At 41.3% G+C, this 14,163-nt stretch carries 12 protein-coding genes and 1 pseudogene; 11 read left to right on the top strand and 2 right to left on the bottom strand.

The window, feature by feature from the left end:
- The first annotated feature begins 8 nt into the window (after positions 1-8).
- Entirely contained in the window at positions 9-212 is a 204-nt protein-coding gene (locus tag BSAG_RS22125; protein ID WP_004299389.1) for a DUF3791 domain-containing protein, read from the top strand.
- A gap of 37 nt (positions 213-249) precedes the next feature.
- Here BSAG_RS22125 and BSAG_RS22130 read toward each other — a convergent pair whose 3' ends face one another.
- Positions 250-849 (bottom strand): DsbA family protein, encoded by a 600-nt coding sequence (locus BSAG_RS22130; RefSeq protein ID WP_004313520.1) that lies wholly within the window; start codon positions 847-849, stop codon positions 250-252.
- Between the two features lie 286 nt (positions 850-1,135).
- Here BSAG_RS22130 and BSAG_RS25110 point away from each other — a divergent pair, with 286 nt between their 5' ends.
- The 4 genes and pseudogenes from BSAG_RS25110 to BSAG_RS22140 all read left to right on the top strand — a co-directional run bounded on the left by BSAG_RS25110 (position 1,136) and on the right by BSAG_RS22140 (position 3,292).
- Positions 1,136-1,288, top strand: a complete 153-nt coding sequence (locus tag BSAG_RS25110) for a hypothetical protein (protein WP_004313522.1) — start codon at positions 1,136-1,138, stop codon at positions 1,286-1,288.
- Between the two features lie 3 nt (positions 1,289-1,291).
- Positions 1,292-1,423: pseudogene (locus BSAG_RS24725) on the top strand (GNAT family N-acetyltransferase); the annotation flags it as partial.
- A 277-nt stretch (positions 1,424-1,700) separates the two neighbouring features.
- Positions 1,701-2,030, top strand: a complete 330-nt coding sequence (locus BSAG_RS22135; protein WP_032811209.1) for a helix-turn-helix domain-containing protein — start codon at positions 1,701-1,703, stop codon at positions 2,028-2,030.
- Positions 2,027-3,292: a type II toxin-antitoxin system HipA family toxin gene (locus BSAG_RS22140; RefSeq protein WP_004313526.1), complete on the top strand. Its 1,266-nt coding sequence runs from the start codon at positions 2,027-2,029 to the stop codon at positions 3,290-3,292. The genes BSAG_RS22135 and BSAG_RS22140 overlap by 4 nt, the downstream gene beginning before the upstream one ends.
- 21 nt (positions 3,293-3,313) lie before the next feature.
- On the opposite strand, the gene BSAG_RS22145 is transcribed toward BSAG_RS22140, so the two are convergent.
- Positions 3,314-4,042, bottom strand: coding sequence for a GntR family transcriptional regulator (locus tag BSAG_RS22145; protein WP_004313528.1), 729 nt, complete (start codon positions 4,040-4,042; stop codon positions 3,314-3,316).
- Between the two features lie 142 nt (positions 4,043-4,184).
- Between BSAG_RS22145 and BSAG_RS22150 the strand changes: the two genes are divergently transcribed.
- Genes BSAG_RS22150 through BSAG_RS22175 form a run of 6 tightly spaced genes read left to right on the top strand, consistent with a single transcriptional unit; the run spans position 4,185 to position 14,161 of the window.
- Positions 4,185-5,915, top strand: a complete 1,731-nt coding sequence (locus BSAG_RS22150) for a class I mannose-6-phosphate isomerase (protein ID WP_008997274.1) — start codon at positions 4,185-4,187, stop codon at positions 5,913-5,915.
- Positions 5,916-5,948: 33 nt separating this feature from the next.
- Positions 5,949-7,049, top strand: coding sequence for an ROK family protein (locus BSAG_RS22155; protein ID WP_008015568.1), 1,101 nt, complete (start codon positions 5,949-5,951; stop codon positions 7,047-7,049).
- Between the two features lie 39 nt (positions 7,050-7,088).
- On the top strand, positions 7,089-10,136 hold the full coding sequence (locus BSAG_RS22160; RefSeq protein WP_004313536.1) for a SusC/RagA family TonB-linked outer membrane protein: 3,048 nt from the start codon (positions 7,089-7,091) through the stop codon (positions 10,134-10,136).
- 11 nt (positions 10,137-10,147) lie between these two features.
- Positions 10,148-11,752: a RagB/SusD family nutrient uptake outer membrane protein gene (locus BSAG_RS22165; RefSeq protein WP_004313538.1), complete on the top strand. Its 1,605-nt coding sequence runs from the start codon at positions 10,148-10,150 to the stop codon at positions 11,750-11,752.
- 30 nt (positions 11,753-11,782) lie between these two features.
- A complete protein-coding gene (locus tag BSAG_RS22170) occupies positions 11,783-12,922 on the top strand; it encodes a SusE domain-containing protein (protein ID WP_008770736.1) in 1,140 nt (379 codons plus the stop codon).
- A 12-nt stretch (positions 12,923-12,934) separates the two neighbouring features.
- Positions 12,935-14,161, top strand: a complete 1,227-nt coding sequence (locus tag BSAG_RS22175) for a glycoside hydrolase family 76 protein (RefSeq protein ID WP_004313542.1) — start codon at positions 12,935-12,937, stop codon at positions 14,159-14,161.
- The last annotated feature ends 2 nt before the right edge of the window (positions 14,162-14,163 follow it).

Raw genomic sequence — 14,163 nt, 5'->3', positions numbered from 1 at the left:
CTACGTTTATGATAGATGTATTAGTATGGAATAAATACACTCGTGTGGTGATGCAATTAGCGGAGCGTTTGAATATTTCTCCCGAAAAAGCATTGCACTTGTTCTATAATAGTAAGGTATACGCATTGCTTCTTAATAAACAATACCCGCTTATAACATTGAGTGATGCCTACATCACTGATGAAATCATACTTGAGTTACAACAGCAATAATCCTGTTGTAACTCTTAATTCTACTTGTTCCAAAAGTTTATACCTTTATATATACAGTCAACTTTCCAACCCCTTCTTTCCCTATTATTCCGTCAGTGATAAAGGAATTTAATTCTTCAATAGCTACTTTTTTATTTCGTCCTGTCAGATGGCTATAATCTGTCCGGCTGATGAATAGATGATTTTCCAAGTATGTGTTGAGGCGGTCGCGACACGTCTCACGGGAGATACTATTTTTCTTAGGGCGTGTAATAGATTCTCCTCGTTGCAGCCTCATTTTGTCGCCTACTTCTTTCTTGAATGGACGACTTGCGCGGAAATTAATATTTTTCATTTGGACAGACGCTGCCCGAATTTCTTTTTTATCTTTAACCGGCGGACATTGCAACGATGTAGAGAAGAATCCGAAGTTTCCCATTTCTACATTCCAACCGTCGGCTAGTAAATCCCGTGCTTCATTGGCAAAGGCTTCCATGGCTCCTGCCAATAAACTTCTGCTGATACCGGTAAATTTGTGGACACGATCCAGAAACTCTTCTTTATCTACGGTTCCTTTGGAGACAATACGGGCATGTAGCGGTTGTTTCTCTCCGTCAGGTGACGGTGGATTTTCAAATAAGTCATATAAAGCACTCATATTCTATTATTAATGGATTAATTACTACTATTAATTCGTTCTACCAAGGTTATTCTTTAGTTCTACCTTGGTTATCGTTTGGTTCGACCATGGTATTTGTTTAGTTCTACCTAGGTGGAACGAATTGTTATTTGCTACAAAAGTAGGTAGTTTATGTAAGAGAGAGGTGCTTTAATTGTAGAGTGGTTTCTTATTTGAATAAGATAACTTCGTAATAACTTGCACTTCCTGATTTATTCAATTACGTTTTGTAACGTATAAACCCAAAGAAAGGAGTTGTATAAGTATGGCAAGACCAATTAAGGAAACTCCGGTACTTTTCGGAGAAGATGCTCGGCGATTTGAAGAACGGATGAAAGAGAAGCGTAGTGAAACGCCGGAGCAGCGGGAAAAAAGGTTGAAAGACTATGAACTGGCAATGAAAATCTTTAAGAAATAAAATATGAATCGTCAGTTGATAGAGGAAACGTATGAGATGCGTAAATTAAATATCTCAGAAAAAATAAAATCGTTCGATTGTGGAGATACCGATCTGAACGATTTTATTTTGAATGAATCTTTTCTTTATCGGGAAGAGGTTGGAAAAGTCTGTTGAGAATAGAAGGAGTAGGAAAAACTTCCTACTATCATTTATTATCCAAACTTCAGATGATAGGTGTGGTGGATGAAAGTTTGGAACGGATTCTCTCCGGCCATTCCGCTTATAAATTAAGGTAAGAAATGATAGATGAAATGATAGAAAGAATCTGATACTATTGGATCGTATCGGATAATCTAATCTTTTTCTTGTCAACCAATCATATAATAAATAATAAATGCTATCTTTGTATATTATATGATAGGTTATAGGTATGACAAAGAGTACGATGGGAACTAAACTTCCCCGCAAGTTGGTTCAAAAAATGCAGATTGTAGGCGAACAAATAAAATTAGCTCGTTTGAGGCGAAATTTGAGTATTGCGCAGGTAGCAGAACGTGCAACTTGTTCAGAACTTACAGTTTCACGGGTAGAAAAGGGGTTACCTACTGTTTCTATTGGTATTTATTTGAGAGTGCTTTATGCTTTACAGTTAGATGATGATATTCTTTTGTTGGCAAAAGAGGATAGTTTGGGTAAGGCATTGCAGGATTTAAACTTGAAACAACGGGAAAGAGCTTCTAAAAAAAGAGATAGTTTATGAAAAAGGTATGGGTATATGCAGATTTTGATTGGCTGAAAGATATTGAACTGATTGGCGAATTGAGTTGTGAACTGCTTCGTGGTTCAGAAACGTACGGATTTCAGTTTAGTAATGATTGGCTGAAAAAATATGGAGAATTGTTTTTAAGTGAAGATTTAAACAATTATCCGGGATCACAATATACCCGGCAGGGTAGAGATATTTTCGGTTGTTTTTCCGATGCTTTACCTGATCGATGGGGGCGTGTTTTGCTTAATAGGCGTGAGCAGTTGATGGCTGCTGAAGAAAAGCGTCCTGTAAATAGGCTGAATTCATTTGACTATTTGGTGGGCATTGATGATTTCTCCCGAATGGGTGGTTTTCGGTTTAAAGAGAATCCGGAGGGGGAATTCATTAATACCAGTAATAAGTTACGGATTCCTCCACTAACGGCTATCCGGGATCTTATGTATGCCAGTCAGGAGATAGAGAAAAGTGAAGAATCGAATCTTTTACCTGATAAAAAATGGTTGATTCAGTTGATTCAGCCGGGGACTTCTCTTGGAGGCGCACGCCCGAAAGCCAGTGTTACTGATGAGCGGGGAATATTGTATATAGCCAAGTTTCCGTCCCGTAAAGATGATTATGATGTGGGCTTGTGGGAACACTTTTGTCATCTGCTCGCAGCAAAAGCAGGGATTAGAGTTGCTTCGACCCGTGTGCTTGTTACTGAAAATAAGTATCATACTCTACTGTCAGAACGTTTTGATCGGAGAAATGACGGTAAACGTATTCATTTTGCTTCTGCTATGACTTTGACGGGGTTGACCGATGGAGCCAATGCTGCCACTGGTAATGGTTATTTGGATATTGTCGATTTTATAATACAAGGTTGCACGAATGTAGAAGCCAATCTTCAGGAACTTTATCGTAGAGTAGCATTTAATATCTGTGTGGGCAATACGGATGATCATTTCCGCAATCATGGTTTCTTGTTAACTCCCAAGGGATGGACGTTGTCTCCTGCGTATGACATGAATCCTACTTTAAATAATCAACAAAGTCTGTTGATTTCTGAATCCTCTTGTGAATCGGATTTGATGATTCTGATAGATGCTTGTGAAAATTACATGCTAAGCAGGGATACAGCTGAAAAAATCATTTCGGAAGTAGTTGATGCAATGAAAGATTGGAGGCGAATTGCTATCAGGCTTAATATATCGAAGCGTGAGATTGATTTATTTTCCCAACGCTTCGATACATATAGTTCTTTTGGTTGTTGAGTGTATGTATGAACATATACTTTATCTCTCTGCCTCTATTGTATAAGTAAAGCTGTCTGCCCGGTAATATCCGACGTTGTATTCAATAGGTACTCCGTTCACATCATAAACAAATCTTTTCCTTATTAATATAGGGTCATTGGATTTTATCTCCAGTTTCTCTGCAATAAATTCTCCTGCAAGTCTGGCTGAAATCTCCTCCTTGCTGGTTTTTACCACTATATTATATTGGGTTTCCAGCATTTCGTATAATGGGCGTGTATAATCTTCTTCTCCGGTCAGTGGAATATTGGGGTTGAAATAAGAGATGAAGTAAACAAACGGATATTCTTTTTTTCCTCTGACGCGCTCCATCACTACACAGCGAGTGTCGGGACTGGAACCTAAATCAAAGAACGTACCGATTTCTTCGGTTGCACGCTTTAAACTGATATGTAGCTCGAAATTGCGAATCTCTATACCTAACATCTTCATTTCCTGTGAGAAACTAAGCCAGTTCTTTACTCCGCCTACGATACCTTTCTTTACTACCTTCGTGCCGTAGCCTTTCTTGCGCACCAAAAGCCCCTCAAACACGAGTTTGTTGATAGCTTGTCTCAATGTGTTCCTTGAAATATGTAATTGTTCAGACAATTCGACCTCATTGGGAAATAGCTTCCCGTTTTTGTACTCTTCAGATTCTATGAGTCTTCTTAGTATCTCTTCTGCCTGAATATGAAGCGGTTTATCACTATTATGATCTAATTTCATATCTATCCTGATTGGTTTATTTTCAGCAAATATAAGATTTATCAAAAAATAATCCAAGTTTTGTTTGGAATAAAAATAAAATCTATATATTTGCACAATTGAAAGTATGTATGAACATATAAAATTTAAAAACGCTATAAACATGAGAAAAGCTAATTATGATAAATTTCCTTCTACGAAGCTGACAGGGATGCTTGTTCAGGGGTGGGATTCTATCATTTCTATGTTAAAAGAGAAAATGGATGCAAGAAAAGTGCTGGCTGTGGATTTATATACAGGAGTATATGAAGAAGAAGTGCTGGATGCTTTTTCAAAAGAATTCTCCGGAAGAGTGATGAATGTACGTGATTTGATGAAACCGGAAAAAGAAATTCAAGCGTTGACAGAACGCTTCATGACTGAAGATGTATTATTCGGCTATGTCACCAATTTGAAGCTGGAAGATTATTTGGATGCGGATAAGGTGGCTGCTGCACGGAAGCAAATCAGTGAAGCAAAAGAAACCATTGTAATCATAGGTACGGGTGCTGCTGTTGTTGCTCCACAGGACGCAATGGTGGTTTATGCGGATATGGCACGTTGGGAAATCCAACAACGTTTCCGCCGGCATGAGGTAAAAGCTTTAGGTATAGACAATCGGAACGATGCCGTTTCTTTGCAATACAAGAGAGGGTATTTCAACGATTGGAGAGTATGTGATAGGTATAAGGAAAGATTGTTTGACAGGGTAGAATTCTGGATTGACACCCATGTGGCCGGGACACCGAAGATGATTGATAAGGATACTTTCTTTAAAGGGGTAGAGGCAACGGTGAACACACCGTTCCGGGTAGTTCCTTTCTTCGATCCGGCTCCCTGGGGTGGTCAATGGATGAAAGAGGTTTGCGATCTGGATCGTGAACGCGAAAATTTCGGCTGGTGCTTTGACTGTGTACCTGAAGAGAACAGCCTTTATTTTGAAGTGAACGGAGTGCGCTTTGAACTGCCTTCGGTTGATTTGGTTTTGCTGAAAAGTAAAGAGTTGCTTGGTGAACCGGTGGAGGCACGCTTTGGAAAAGACTTCCCTATTCGTTTCGACTTTTTGGATACGATGGGCGGAGGTAATTTGAGTTTGCAGGTGCATCCTACTACTCAATTTATCCGTGACAGTTTCGGTATGTACTACACGCAGGATGAAAGTTACTACATGGTAGACGCGGAAGAAGATGCCGTCGTTTATCTGGGAGTGAAGACAGGAGTGGACAAAGAAGCGATGATCGGCGATTTGCGTAAAGCACAAAAAGGTGAACTGGTGTTTGACGCAGAAAAATACGTAAATAAGATTCCGACGAAGAAACACGACCACTTTCTGATCCCGGGAGGAACCGTTCATTGTTCCGGTGCCAACAGTATGGTGCTTGAAATCAGTTCGACTCCGAACCTCTTTACTTTCAAACTATGGGATTGGCAACGCTTGGGACTGGATGGAAAACCGCGTCCAATCAATGTGGAACGTGGTAAATGCGTTATCAACTGGAATCGCGATACGGAATATGTGAATGAACACCTTCGCAATCAGTTTAAGGAAGTTGCTTCCGGAGAAGGTTGGGTGGAAGAACGTACCGGACTGCATCCGAACGAATTTATCGAAACTCGTCGCCACCGTTTCTCATCACCGGTGTTGCATCACACAAACGATAGTGTAAATGTACTGAATCTGTTGGAGGGAGAAGAGGCCGTAGTTGAGAGTCCTACTCATGCTTTTGAACCTTTCGTGGTGCATTATGCTGAAACATTTATCATTCCTGCCGGGGTGAAAGAATATACCATTGCCCCGTATGGTAAATCTGCAGGAAAAGAATGTGTAACGATTAAAGCTTACGTACGCTTTTAATAATGAAATAATTCATCTAATATCTTGAAAACTATGTATGAACATGATGAACGAATCGTAATGACGCTCGATGCGGGAGGCACTAATTTCGTGTTTTCAGCCATACAAGGCTGTCGCGAAATAGTGGAACCTATTTGCCTTCCGGCAGCGTCCGACGACTTGGAACGTTGCTTGTCTGTTCTTGTAGAAGGCTTCCTGGAAGTTGAAAAGCGATTGCCGAAACTTCCGGTAGCTATCAGTTTTGCTTTCCCCGGGCCTGCTGACTATGAGCATGGAATTATTGGTGACTTGCCTAACTTCCCGGCCTTCAGGGGAGGAGTGGCACTTGGACCTTATTTGAGGGAACAGTTTGGTATTCCGGTTTTTATTAATAATGACGGTAATTTGTTTGCTTATGGCGAAGCCTTGGCAGGCACTTTGCCCGAAGTGAATAAACGCCTGAAAGAAGCAGGCAGCAGTAAGGTATATAAGAACCTGCTCGGAATTACGCTGGGTACGGGATTTGGTGCCGGAGTGGTGATTGACAGCCGGTTACTGACCGGAGACAATGGTTGCGGTGGCGACGTCTGGATTATGCGGAATAAGAAATATCCCGAAATGATCGCGGAAGAAAGTGTCAGCATCAGGGCTGTCAGGCGAGTATATCAGGAATTGACCGGAAAGGATGCTTCTTCTTTGACTCCTAAAGATATATATGATATTGCCGAAGGGACCGCAGAGGGAGATCAGCAGGCTGCTGTCCGGAGTTTTTACGAACTGGGAGAGATGGCCGGTGATGCTATCATCCGTGCATTGAATATTGTTGATGGCTTGGTAGTGATTGGCGGAGGAGTGGCCGGAGCGGCTAAATACATACTTCCGGGAATTATGAATGAGATGAATCGGCAGATCGGCACATTTGCAGGAGCTTCTTTCCCTTGTTTGCAGATGGAGGTGTTCAATCTGTCCGAAAAAGAGGCATTTGATAAATTTCTGGAGGAAAAAGACAAGATGGTGAAAATACCATTTTCGGAGAGAGAGGTGCATTATGCCTGTCACAAGAAAATAGGCATTGCTGTTTCTACATTAGGAGCAAGCAGAGCCGTTGCTTTAGGGGCTTATTCCTTTGCTTTGTCCCAACTTAATATCTTATAATATATGATAACTCTTCTATTAATTCAAATATAAAATGTTATGAAACAATCTAATCTATTGAACGCGCAATTTGCCCGCCGGCTTTTCAGAACGGCATTTTCGAGTTGGCAATTATTGGCTGTTATGTTGATTGTTTGTATGAATGTGGCTGTTGGTTCCAAACTGTATGCGCAATCTAATACAATCGCAGTGAAAGGTAAAGTAATGGCAGACGGGGAACCCGTGATTGGGGCTACCGTGCTGGTGAAAGGTGTATCTACGGGTACGGCTACGGATATGGATGGAAATTTTTCACTGAATGTTGCTTCAAAAGCGGTATTGGTAGTTTCCTCAATTGGATATGAAACACAGGAAGTTCCGGTGAACGGCCGCCAGTTTATCAATGTGGTGTTGAAGTCGGATGTGGTTACTTTGAAAGATGTGGTAGTGGTAGGCTACGGCGTGCAGAAGAAAGTCAACCTGACAGGAGCTGTGTCTTCTGTTTCTACGGATGAATTGGAAGGAAAGCCGATTTCCAATGTATTGGAAGCGATGCAGGGAACGACTCCCGGTTTGGTTATTCAGCAGGGAAGTTCTACTCCGGGTAGTGTACCTTCTATTAATATCCGTGGATTGAATACGATGAACAACAATGATCCGTTGGTGATTATTGACGGAATTGAAGGATCGCTGGGCAATTTGAATCCGGCTGATATTGAGCAGATTTCTATTTTGAAAGATGCTTCTTCTACTGCTATTTATGGTTCACGTGCTTCCAATGGTGTGGTACTTGTTACTACCAAGAAAGGAAAAGCCGGTAAGGTGGAAATCTCTTATGATTTTATGTATGGTGTTCAGCAGCCTACTTCATTGCCTAAGATAGCAGACTCGTGGGTATATGCTGAACTGTATAATGAAGCGGCTGTTAATTCGGGAAGAGCTGCAAAATTCACTCCCGAGCAGATTGCGCAATTTAGAAATGGCGGTCCGAATGTAAATTGGGTGAAAGAACTGTATCACCGTAATTCTCCTCAAAGTTCACACAATGTTTCGATGACAGGAGGTAACGACCAGTTGTCTTACATGGCTTCTTTGGGTTATATGGATCAGAACAGTATGTTCAAGGGACCTGATTATGGTTATAAACGCTACAATGCACGTCTGAATGTAAGCCATAAGGTGACGAATAACTTTACATTGAATTTGACTTCTCAATTTGCCCGTAATGATATTAAAGAACATGCTTACTGGACGGAATGGATTATCGAGCAGGCAAACCGTATGCCGCCGATTTACCCGATCAAGAATGAGGATGGCAGTTATAATTATCCTGCCGGAAGTAACTCAAACGGTTTGCAGCGTTTGGAAGAAGGCGGTTATCGCCAGAATGTGAATGATGAATTATTGGGAACCATACAAGCCGAATGGGAAGTATATAAAGGACTGAAACTGATCGGAAGTGCCGGTGGACGTGTTTGGAATAATAATTTGCATGAGAACCGGAAGGCCTTCGAAGGTACGGGAGATAGTGAAAATAAGTTGACCGAGCAATTCTATCGTTCTAAGAATATCACTACCAATCTTATGGTGACTTATAATACGAAAATAGGGAAACACTCTATCGGTGGATTATTAGGATATGCTTATGAGGGTTTCTCTGAAAAGCAGTTCTCTACCAGTCGTTTGACGGAGGATTCTAAATATGATATTTTTGTAGGTGATTTGAGTGGGGATAAAGTTAGCAATGGTGGTTCGGCAAGTGACTGGGCTATCTATTCTGGTTTTGCTAGAGCCACTTACAACTATGATGAAAAATATCTGCTGGAATTTAATATCCGTAATGACTATTCTTCTTATTTTGCGAAAGGAAACCGTTCGGGAGTCTTTCCGTCTTTCTCGGCAGGATGGCGTATCTCGGAAGAAAAATTCTGGTCTGTACTGAAACCGTATGTTCCTTCTCTAAAAATCAGAGGTTCCTGGGGATTGGTTGGTAATAACCGCATTGGTGCTTATCAATACATGCAGACCGTGTCTGTAAAGAACGGTATCAGTTTCGGCGACAAGCTGGCGCAGACGGCTGAATTCGCTTCTACAAACCCTGATCTCAAATGGGAAACTACCCGTATGGCTAATATCGGCTTCGAATTGGGATTGTTGAATAATGATTTGAATATTACTTTTGATTGCTTCAATAATCGTACAAAAGATATTTTGGTAAATTTACCGGTTCCCGGATTGTTTGGTAATGGTGCCCCGATTCAGAACGCTGGTAAGGTAGAGACGAGAGGATGGGAATTATCAGTAAGTTATCGTTTGAAGACCGGTCCGGTAGTGCATAACTTCGCCGGAAATATTTCGGATAGCTTTAATGAAGTAATAGATACACGCGGTACGGAAATTATCGGTGGCTCGGATGTACAGACAATTATCAAGGAAGGTTATCCGTTGTACTCTTACTATGCATATCGTTCGGATGGATTTTTCCAGAATGAGGAAGAATGTCAGAAAGGACCGCACTTGGAAGGTATTACACCGAAACCGGGAGATATCCGTTATCTGGATAAAAATGGCGATGGTGTGATTAAACCGGACGATGACCGTTTTATTGTTGGTAATGACTTCCCAAGATATACTTTCGGCTTCACCTATGGTTTGGAATATAAAGGTTTTGATTTCTCGATGATGTGGCAAGGAGTAGGAAAACGTAACAAGTGGATGCGTGGTGAATCTGTAGAGGCTTTCCATAATAACAATGAAGGTCCTGTAATGGATTTCCATCAAGACCGCTGGACTCCGAATAATCCGGATGCTACTTATCCTCGTCTGACAATGGGTGCGGAATCTGCTAATAATGCAGCGAAATCAGATTTCTGGATCCAGGATGCTAAATACTTGCGTTTGAAAAATGCGCAGATCGGATATACTTTCCCGCAACAATGGATGAAAAAACTCTATGTCAAGAATTTAAGAATCTTTGCCAGTGTGCAGAATCCGTTGACTTTCACAAAGATGAAAGGCGGATGGGACCCGGAATATACCGGAGACGGCAGTGGTCGTTCTTATCCTGTGGCAAGAGTATATTCATTTGGACTTAATGTTAAATTTTAAACTGTACCGTGATGAAAACAACTATAAAGAATTTGATTTTATCTGCTGTCTTGGTAGTGGGCGGTGCCTCTTGTGTTGACTTGGATACGGCACCGTATGACAGAGAAACGGACTTGACTTATTGGGAAGAGGACCCTGAAGCAGCTGTCAAGGCGTTGAATACTTGCTATACTTATTTGGGAAATATGGACGAACAGCTTTATTGTGAAGCAATGACGGACAATGCTTATACCAAGCAACCGAACGATGCTACACAGAATATCGGTAATGGCTCATATTCTACAGCAGACCCTTACGTGAAAAAGGTTTGGGACGGACGTTATACGGGGATTCGTATGTGTAATGAACTATTGGAGAATATTGATCGCGTACCGGATTTGGATCCTGAATTGAAGAAACGTTATATTGGCGAGGCAAAAGTGCTTCGTGCTTATAATTATTATGAGTTGTATACGAAATTCGGAGATGTTCCTTATACTACCAAAGTGCTTTCTATTAAAGAAAGTATGTCTATTGCACGTACGGCCAAAGCCACTGTAATAGCAAATGTTTTGGCCGATCTGGATGAAGTGATTAATGGTAACTATTTGCCGACTTCTTATGATGCGGATAATAAAGGTCGGATTACCCGTTGGGCGGCAATGGCGATTAAAGCTAAAATCTATTTGTTTGAAGGTAATTGGACGCAAGTGAAAAATATCACTTCTACCATTATGACAGAGGGAGGCTTTAAACTCTTTGGAAGTTATGCAGGATTGTTTGAGATCGCTAATGAATACAACTCTGAAGTAATTTTGGATGCACAGTATCGTCCGACCAGTCGTGAACATCAGATGATGTATGTTTTCCTGCCGCCCACTTTGGGTGGATATTCCCAGCTTTCTCCTTTGCAGGAGTTGGTAGACAGTTATATTATGCTGGATGGAAAAACAATTAAGGAAACAGGAACATCGTTTGATGAAAGTCATCCGTATGCTAATCGTGACCCACGTTTGAAGGCAACGGTGATGTACACTGGAAACTCATATACGTTGGCCGACGGAACAGAAGTTGTTATCAACTGTGAGAAAGGTGAAGGCAAAGATGGTTATGGGGTAGGTTCAGACTGTTCGGCTACCGGTTACTATATTAAGAAATATTGGGATAACACTTATCGTGCTACTCTTTATTCTGGTTTGAATCCGATTCTGATTCGTTATGCTGATATTTTATTGATGAATGCGGAAGCATTGGCAGAATTAGGAGAACTGGATAAGACGGCTTGGGATGCAACTATTAAACCAATTCGTGATAGGGCCGGATTTACACTTGCTTCAGCACTGGAATTCCCGGAAGGAGCTTCTAAAGATAAACTGATTGAGATTGTACGAAACGAACGTCGTTCGGAATTGGCATTGGAAGGACATCGCCATAAAGATATTATCCGTTGGAGAATTGCGGACAATGTATTGAATGGATGGTGTCACGGACTAAAGACAAATGATGTGGTAGGTACGGATGATGGATACGTTCGGGTTGAAAACAGAACCTTTAATGCAAATAAACATTATTTGTGGCCTATACCACAGGCTGAACGTGACTTGAATGGTAATTTGGAGCAGAATCCGAATTGGTAATTGGTTAAAACGACTCAAAAAGGAATGATTATGAAAAAGATATTATGGATATGTTCAGTACTTCTGGCAATGGTTTCATGTCAGGAAGATTATGAATTGAACACGGATTTTGCAGTCCCTACAGAATTAAGTTCCCCTGCTTCTATCCAGTTGAATGTGTCATCTCCAACGCTTGTTGTGTTGTCGTGGTCAGGAGGTGGTGCGGCAGATGGCGGAATTGTATTGTACGAGGTGCTGTTTGATAAGGCAGACGGTGATTTTTCAAAGCCGCTGGCTACGGTGAAAAGTGATTTGGGAGCTGCGACCAGTTTGTCAATCACTCATGCAGCTATTAATACGATTGCTAGAAATGCAGGCATTTATCCTTTGGAAACCGGAGATATAAAATGGACGGTAAATGCTTCGAAAGGTGGAGTGGTGAAGAGAACCGACAAGGTGGCTACTATCACAGTAACTCGTGGAGAGGGAATTGATAATATTCCGGCGGAATTGTATTTATATGGTTCGGCTACGGAGAACAGTGGACAGGGTGGAATTCCGTTCCGTTGTGTAGAAGAGGGAATTTTCCAGATTTATACGAAGTTATCTGCAGGAAATATATCATTTAAGTCTGCTACTACAGGTGAAACATTCAGCTATTATATTGATGATAGCTCGAAGTTAAGAGAAGGGGAGGGCGAAACGGCAGTCGCTGCTTCCGAAGAAGTAACCCGTCTGACAGTGAACTTTAATACAATGGCAATGACCACGGAAAAAATCGGTTCTTCTGTTCGTTGTATTTGGGGAGCAACATTTGGAGATATAGCTGTATTAGAGTATGCGGGTGATGGTAAATTTGTGGGAGAGGGCGATATCCGATTCCTTGATCCGTCCAAACCGGAAACCGGTGCTCCTGATTGGTTAAGTTGGATAGAAGAACGTTACTACTTTTTAGCAAAAGTAAATGGTGGTGATATGTGTTGGGGTAGAGGTGATGACGTGAGTGCCGAACGTCCGGTAGGTGGAGAACCTGCTTCTTTCTATGCTTTGTATGAATTCCAATGGAGTCAGTGGGATCATCTTTGGAAAATGAAAGGTAGTCTGGATTATACGCATGCGACTATCACTATCGATACGAATTCGGATGGATTGATGATACATACATTTACTAATGTGACTCCGATTAATTAATAAAACTAAGTTATGAAAAAGATAAAGACTATTTTAGCTATTCTTCCGGCACTATTATTCTCCTGTGCCGGAGATGACGTAGAGAAATATATCCCGCCTACACCGATTGCTCCGTCAGAACCCGGAGAGGAGGTCGTTTATCATAAACGTGCCAAAGAGCAGTTTGACTTGATTAATCAGTGCTACCGGAACAATAGTGGGGCAACAGAAGGACTGTATAATGAAAATTATCCTAAGAAAGACGGGGATAATTCCGCTTCTTTCTTGTGGCCGTATGACGGACTGGTTTCCGGAGCAGCAGCTTTGCATGCCTTAGGTTATGATGTGAATTATGCAGATATGGTAGACCGGTTTGAAGTTTATTATCGTACTCCTAGTGGAACTGTGGGTGGTTATGGTTCTCAAACCAATGGTACTACCGGTAGTGGAACACGTTTTTATGATGATAATTCTATTGTGGGGATTGAATTGGTAGAGGCTTTTAATTTGCTAAATAATCAAGATTATGTGACGAAAGCTAAAAGAATCGTTGAGTTCCTGCAAGCTGGTGAAGATGATACGTTTGGAGGAGGTCTTTGGTGGAATGAAGACCAGAAAGGGCAGCAGGGAGTTGGTGATTCGAATAAACCGACATGCGCTAATGGATATGCAACGCTATTCTTGCTTGAATATTATTCTGTATGTCCTCAAGAGGAAAAAGCGGATGTGTTGGCTCTGGCAAAACGTTTATATGCTTGGACGTTGACTAACTTGCGTGATCCGGAAGATGGCTGTTACTGGAATGATAAACAAGCAGACGGATCCATTAATAAAACAAAATGGACTTACAATACAGGTGTGATGATTTCTAACGGAGTCCGTTTATACAAAATAACGGGTGAGCAGACTTATCTGGACAGTGCCATTGCTTCTTCCGAAGGTGCGTATAATTATTTTGTACGTCCGCTTAATGGGTTGGCGTTGGCTTATCCCGATCATGATCCTTGGTTCACAACAAAACTGATCCGTGCATTTATTGATATTGAGCCTTATTATAAAAATGCAGGCAATTATATCAAAACATTCATCAACTTCCTGGATTATGCATACGAAAATGCCCGTTTATCAAACGGACTGTTCTATGAAGACTGGACAGGAGCAACTCCAAAACGTGCTGAACAGTTGTTGATGCAGGATGCTGCGCTCGAATCTTTGGGAATGATTGCTTTGTACAAAGGAGAAACAGTGACAGAGGAATAGGA

Origin of the sequence: Bacteroides sp. D1 (assembly GCF_000157095.2) — a bacterium.
In the GTDB taxonomy this organism is placed as follows: domain Bacteria; phylum Bacteroidota; class Bacteroidia; order Bacteroidales; family Bacteroidaceae; genus Bacteroides; species Bacteroides xylanisolvens.
The sequence above is the reverse complement of the archived record's forward strand: the minus strand, read 5'-3'. Positions and strand labels throughout refer to the sequence as shown.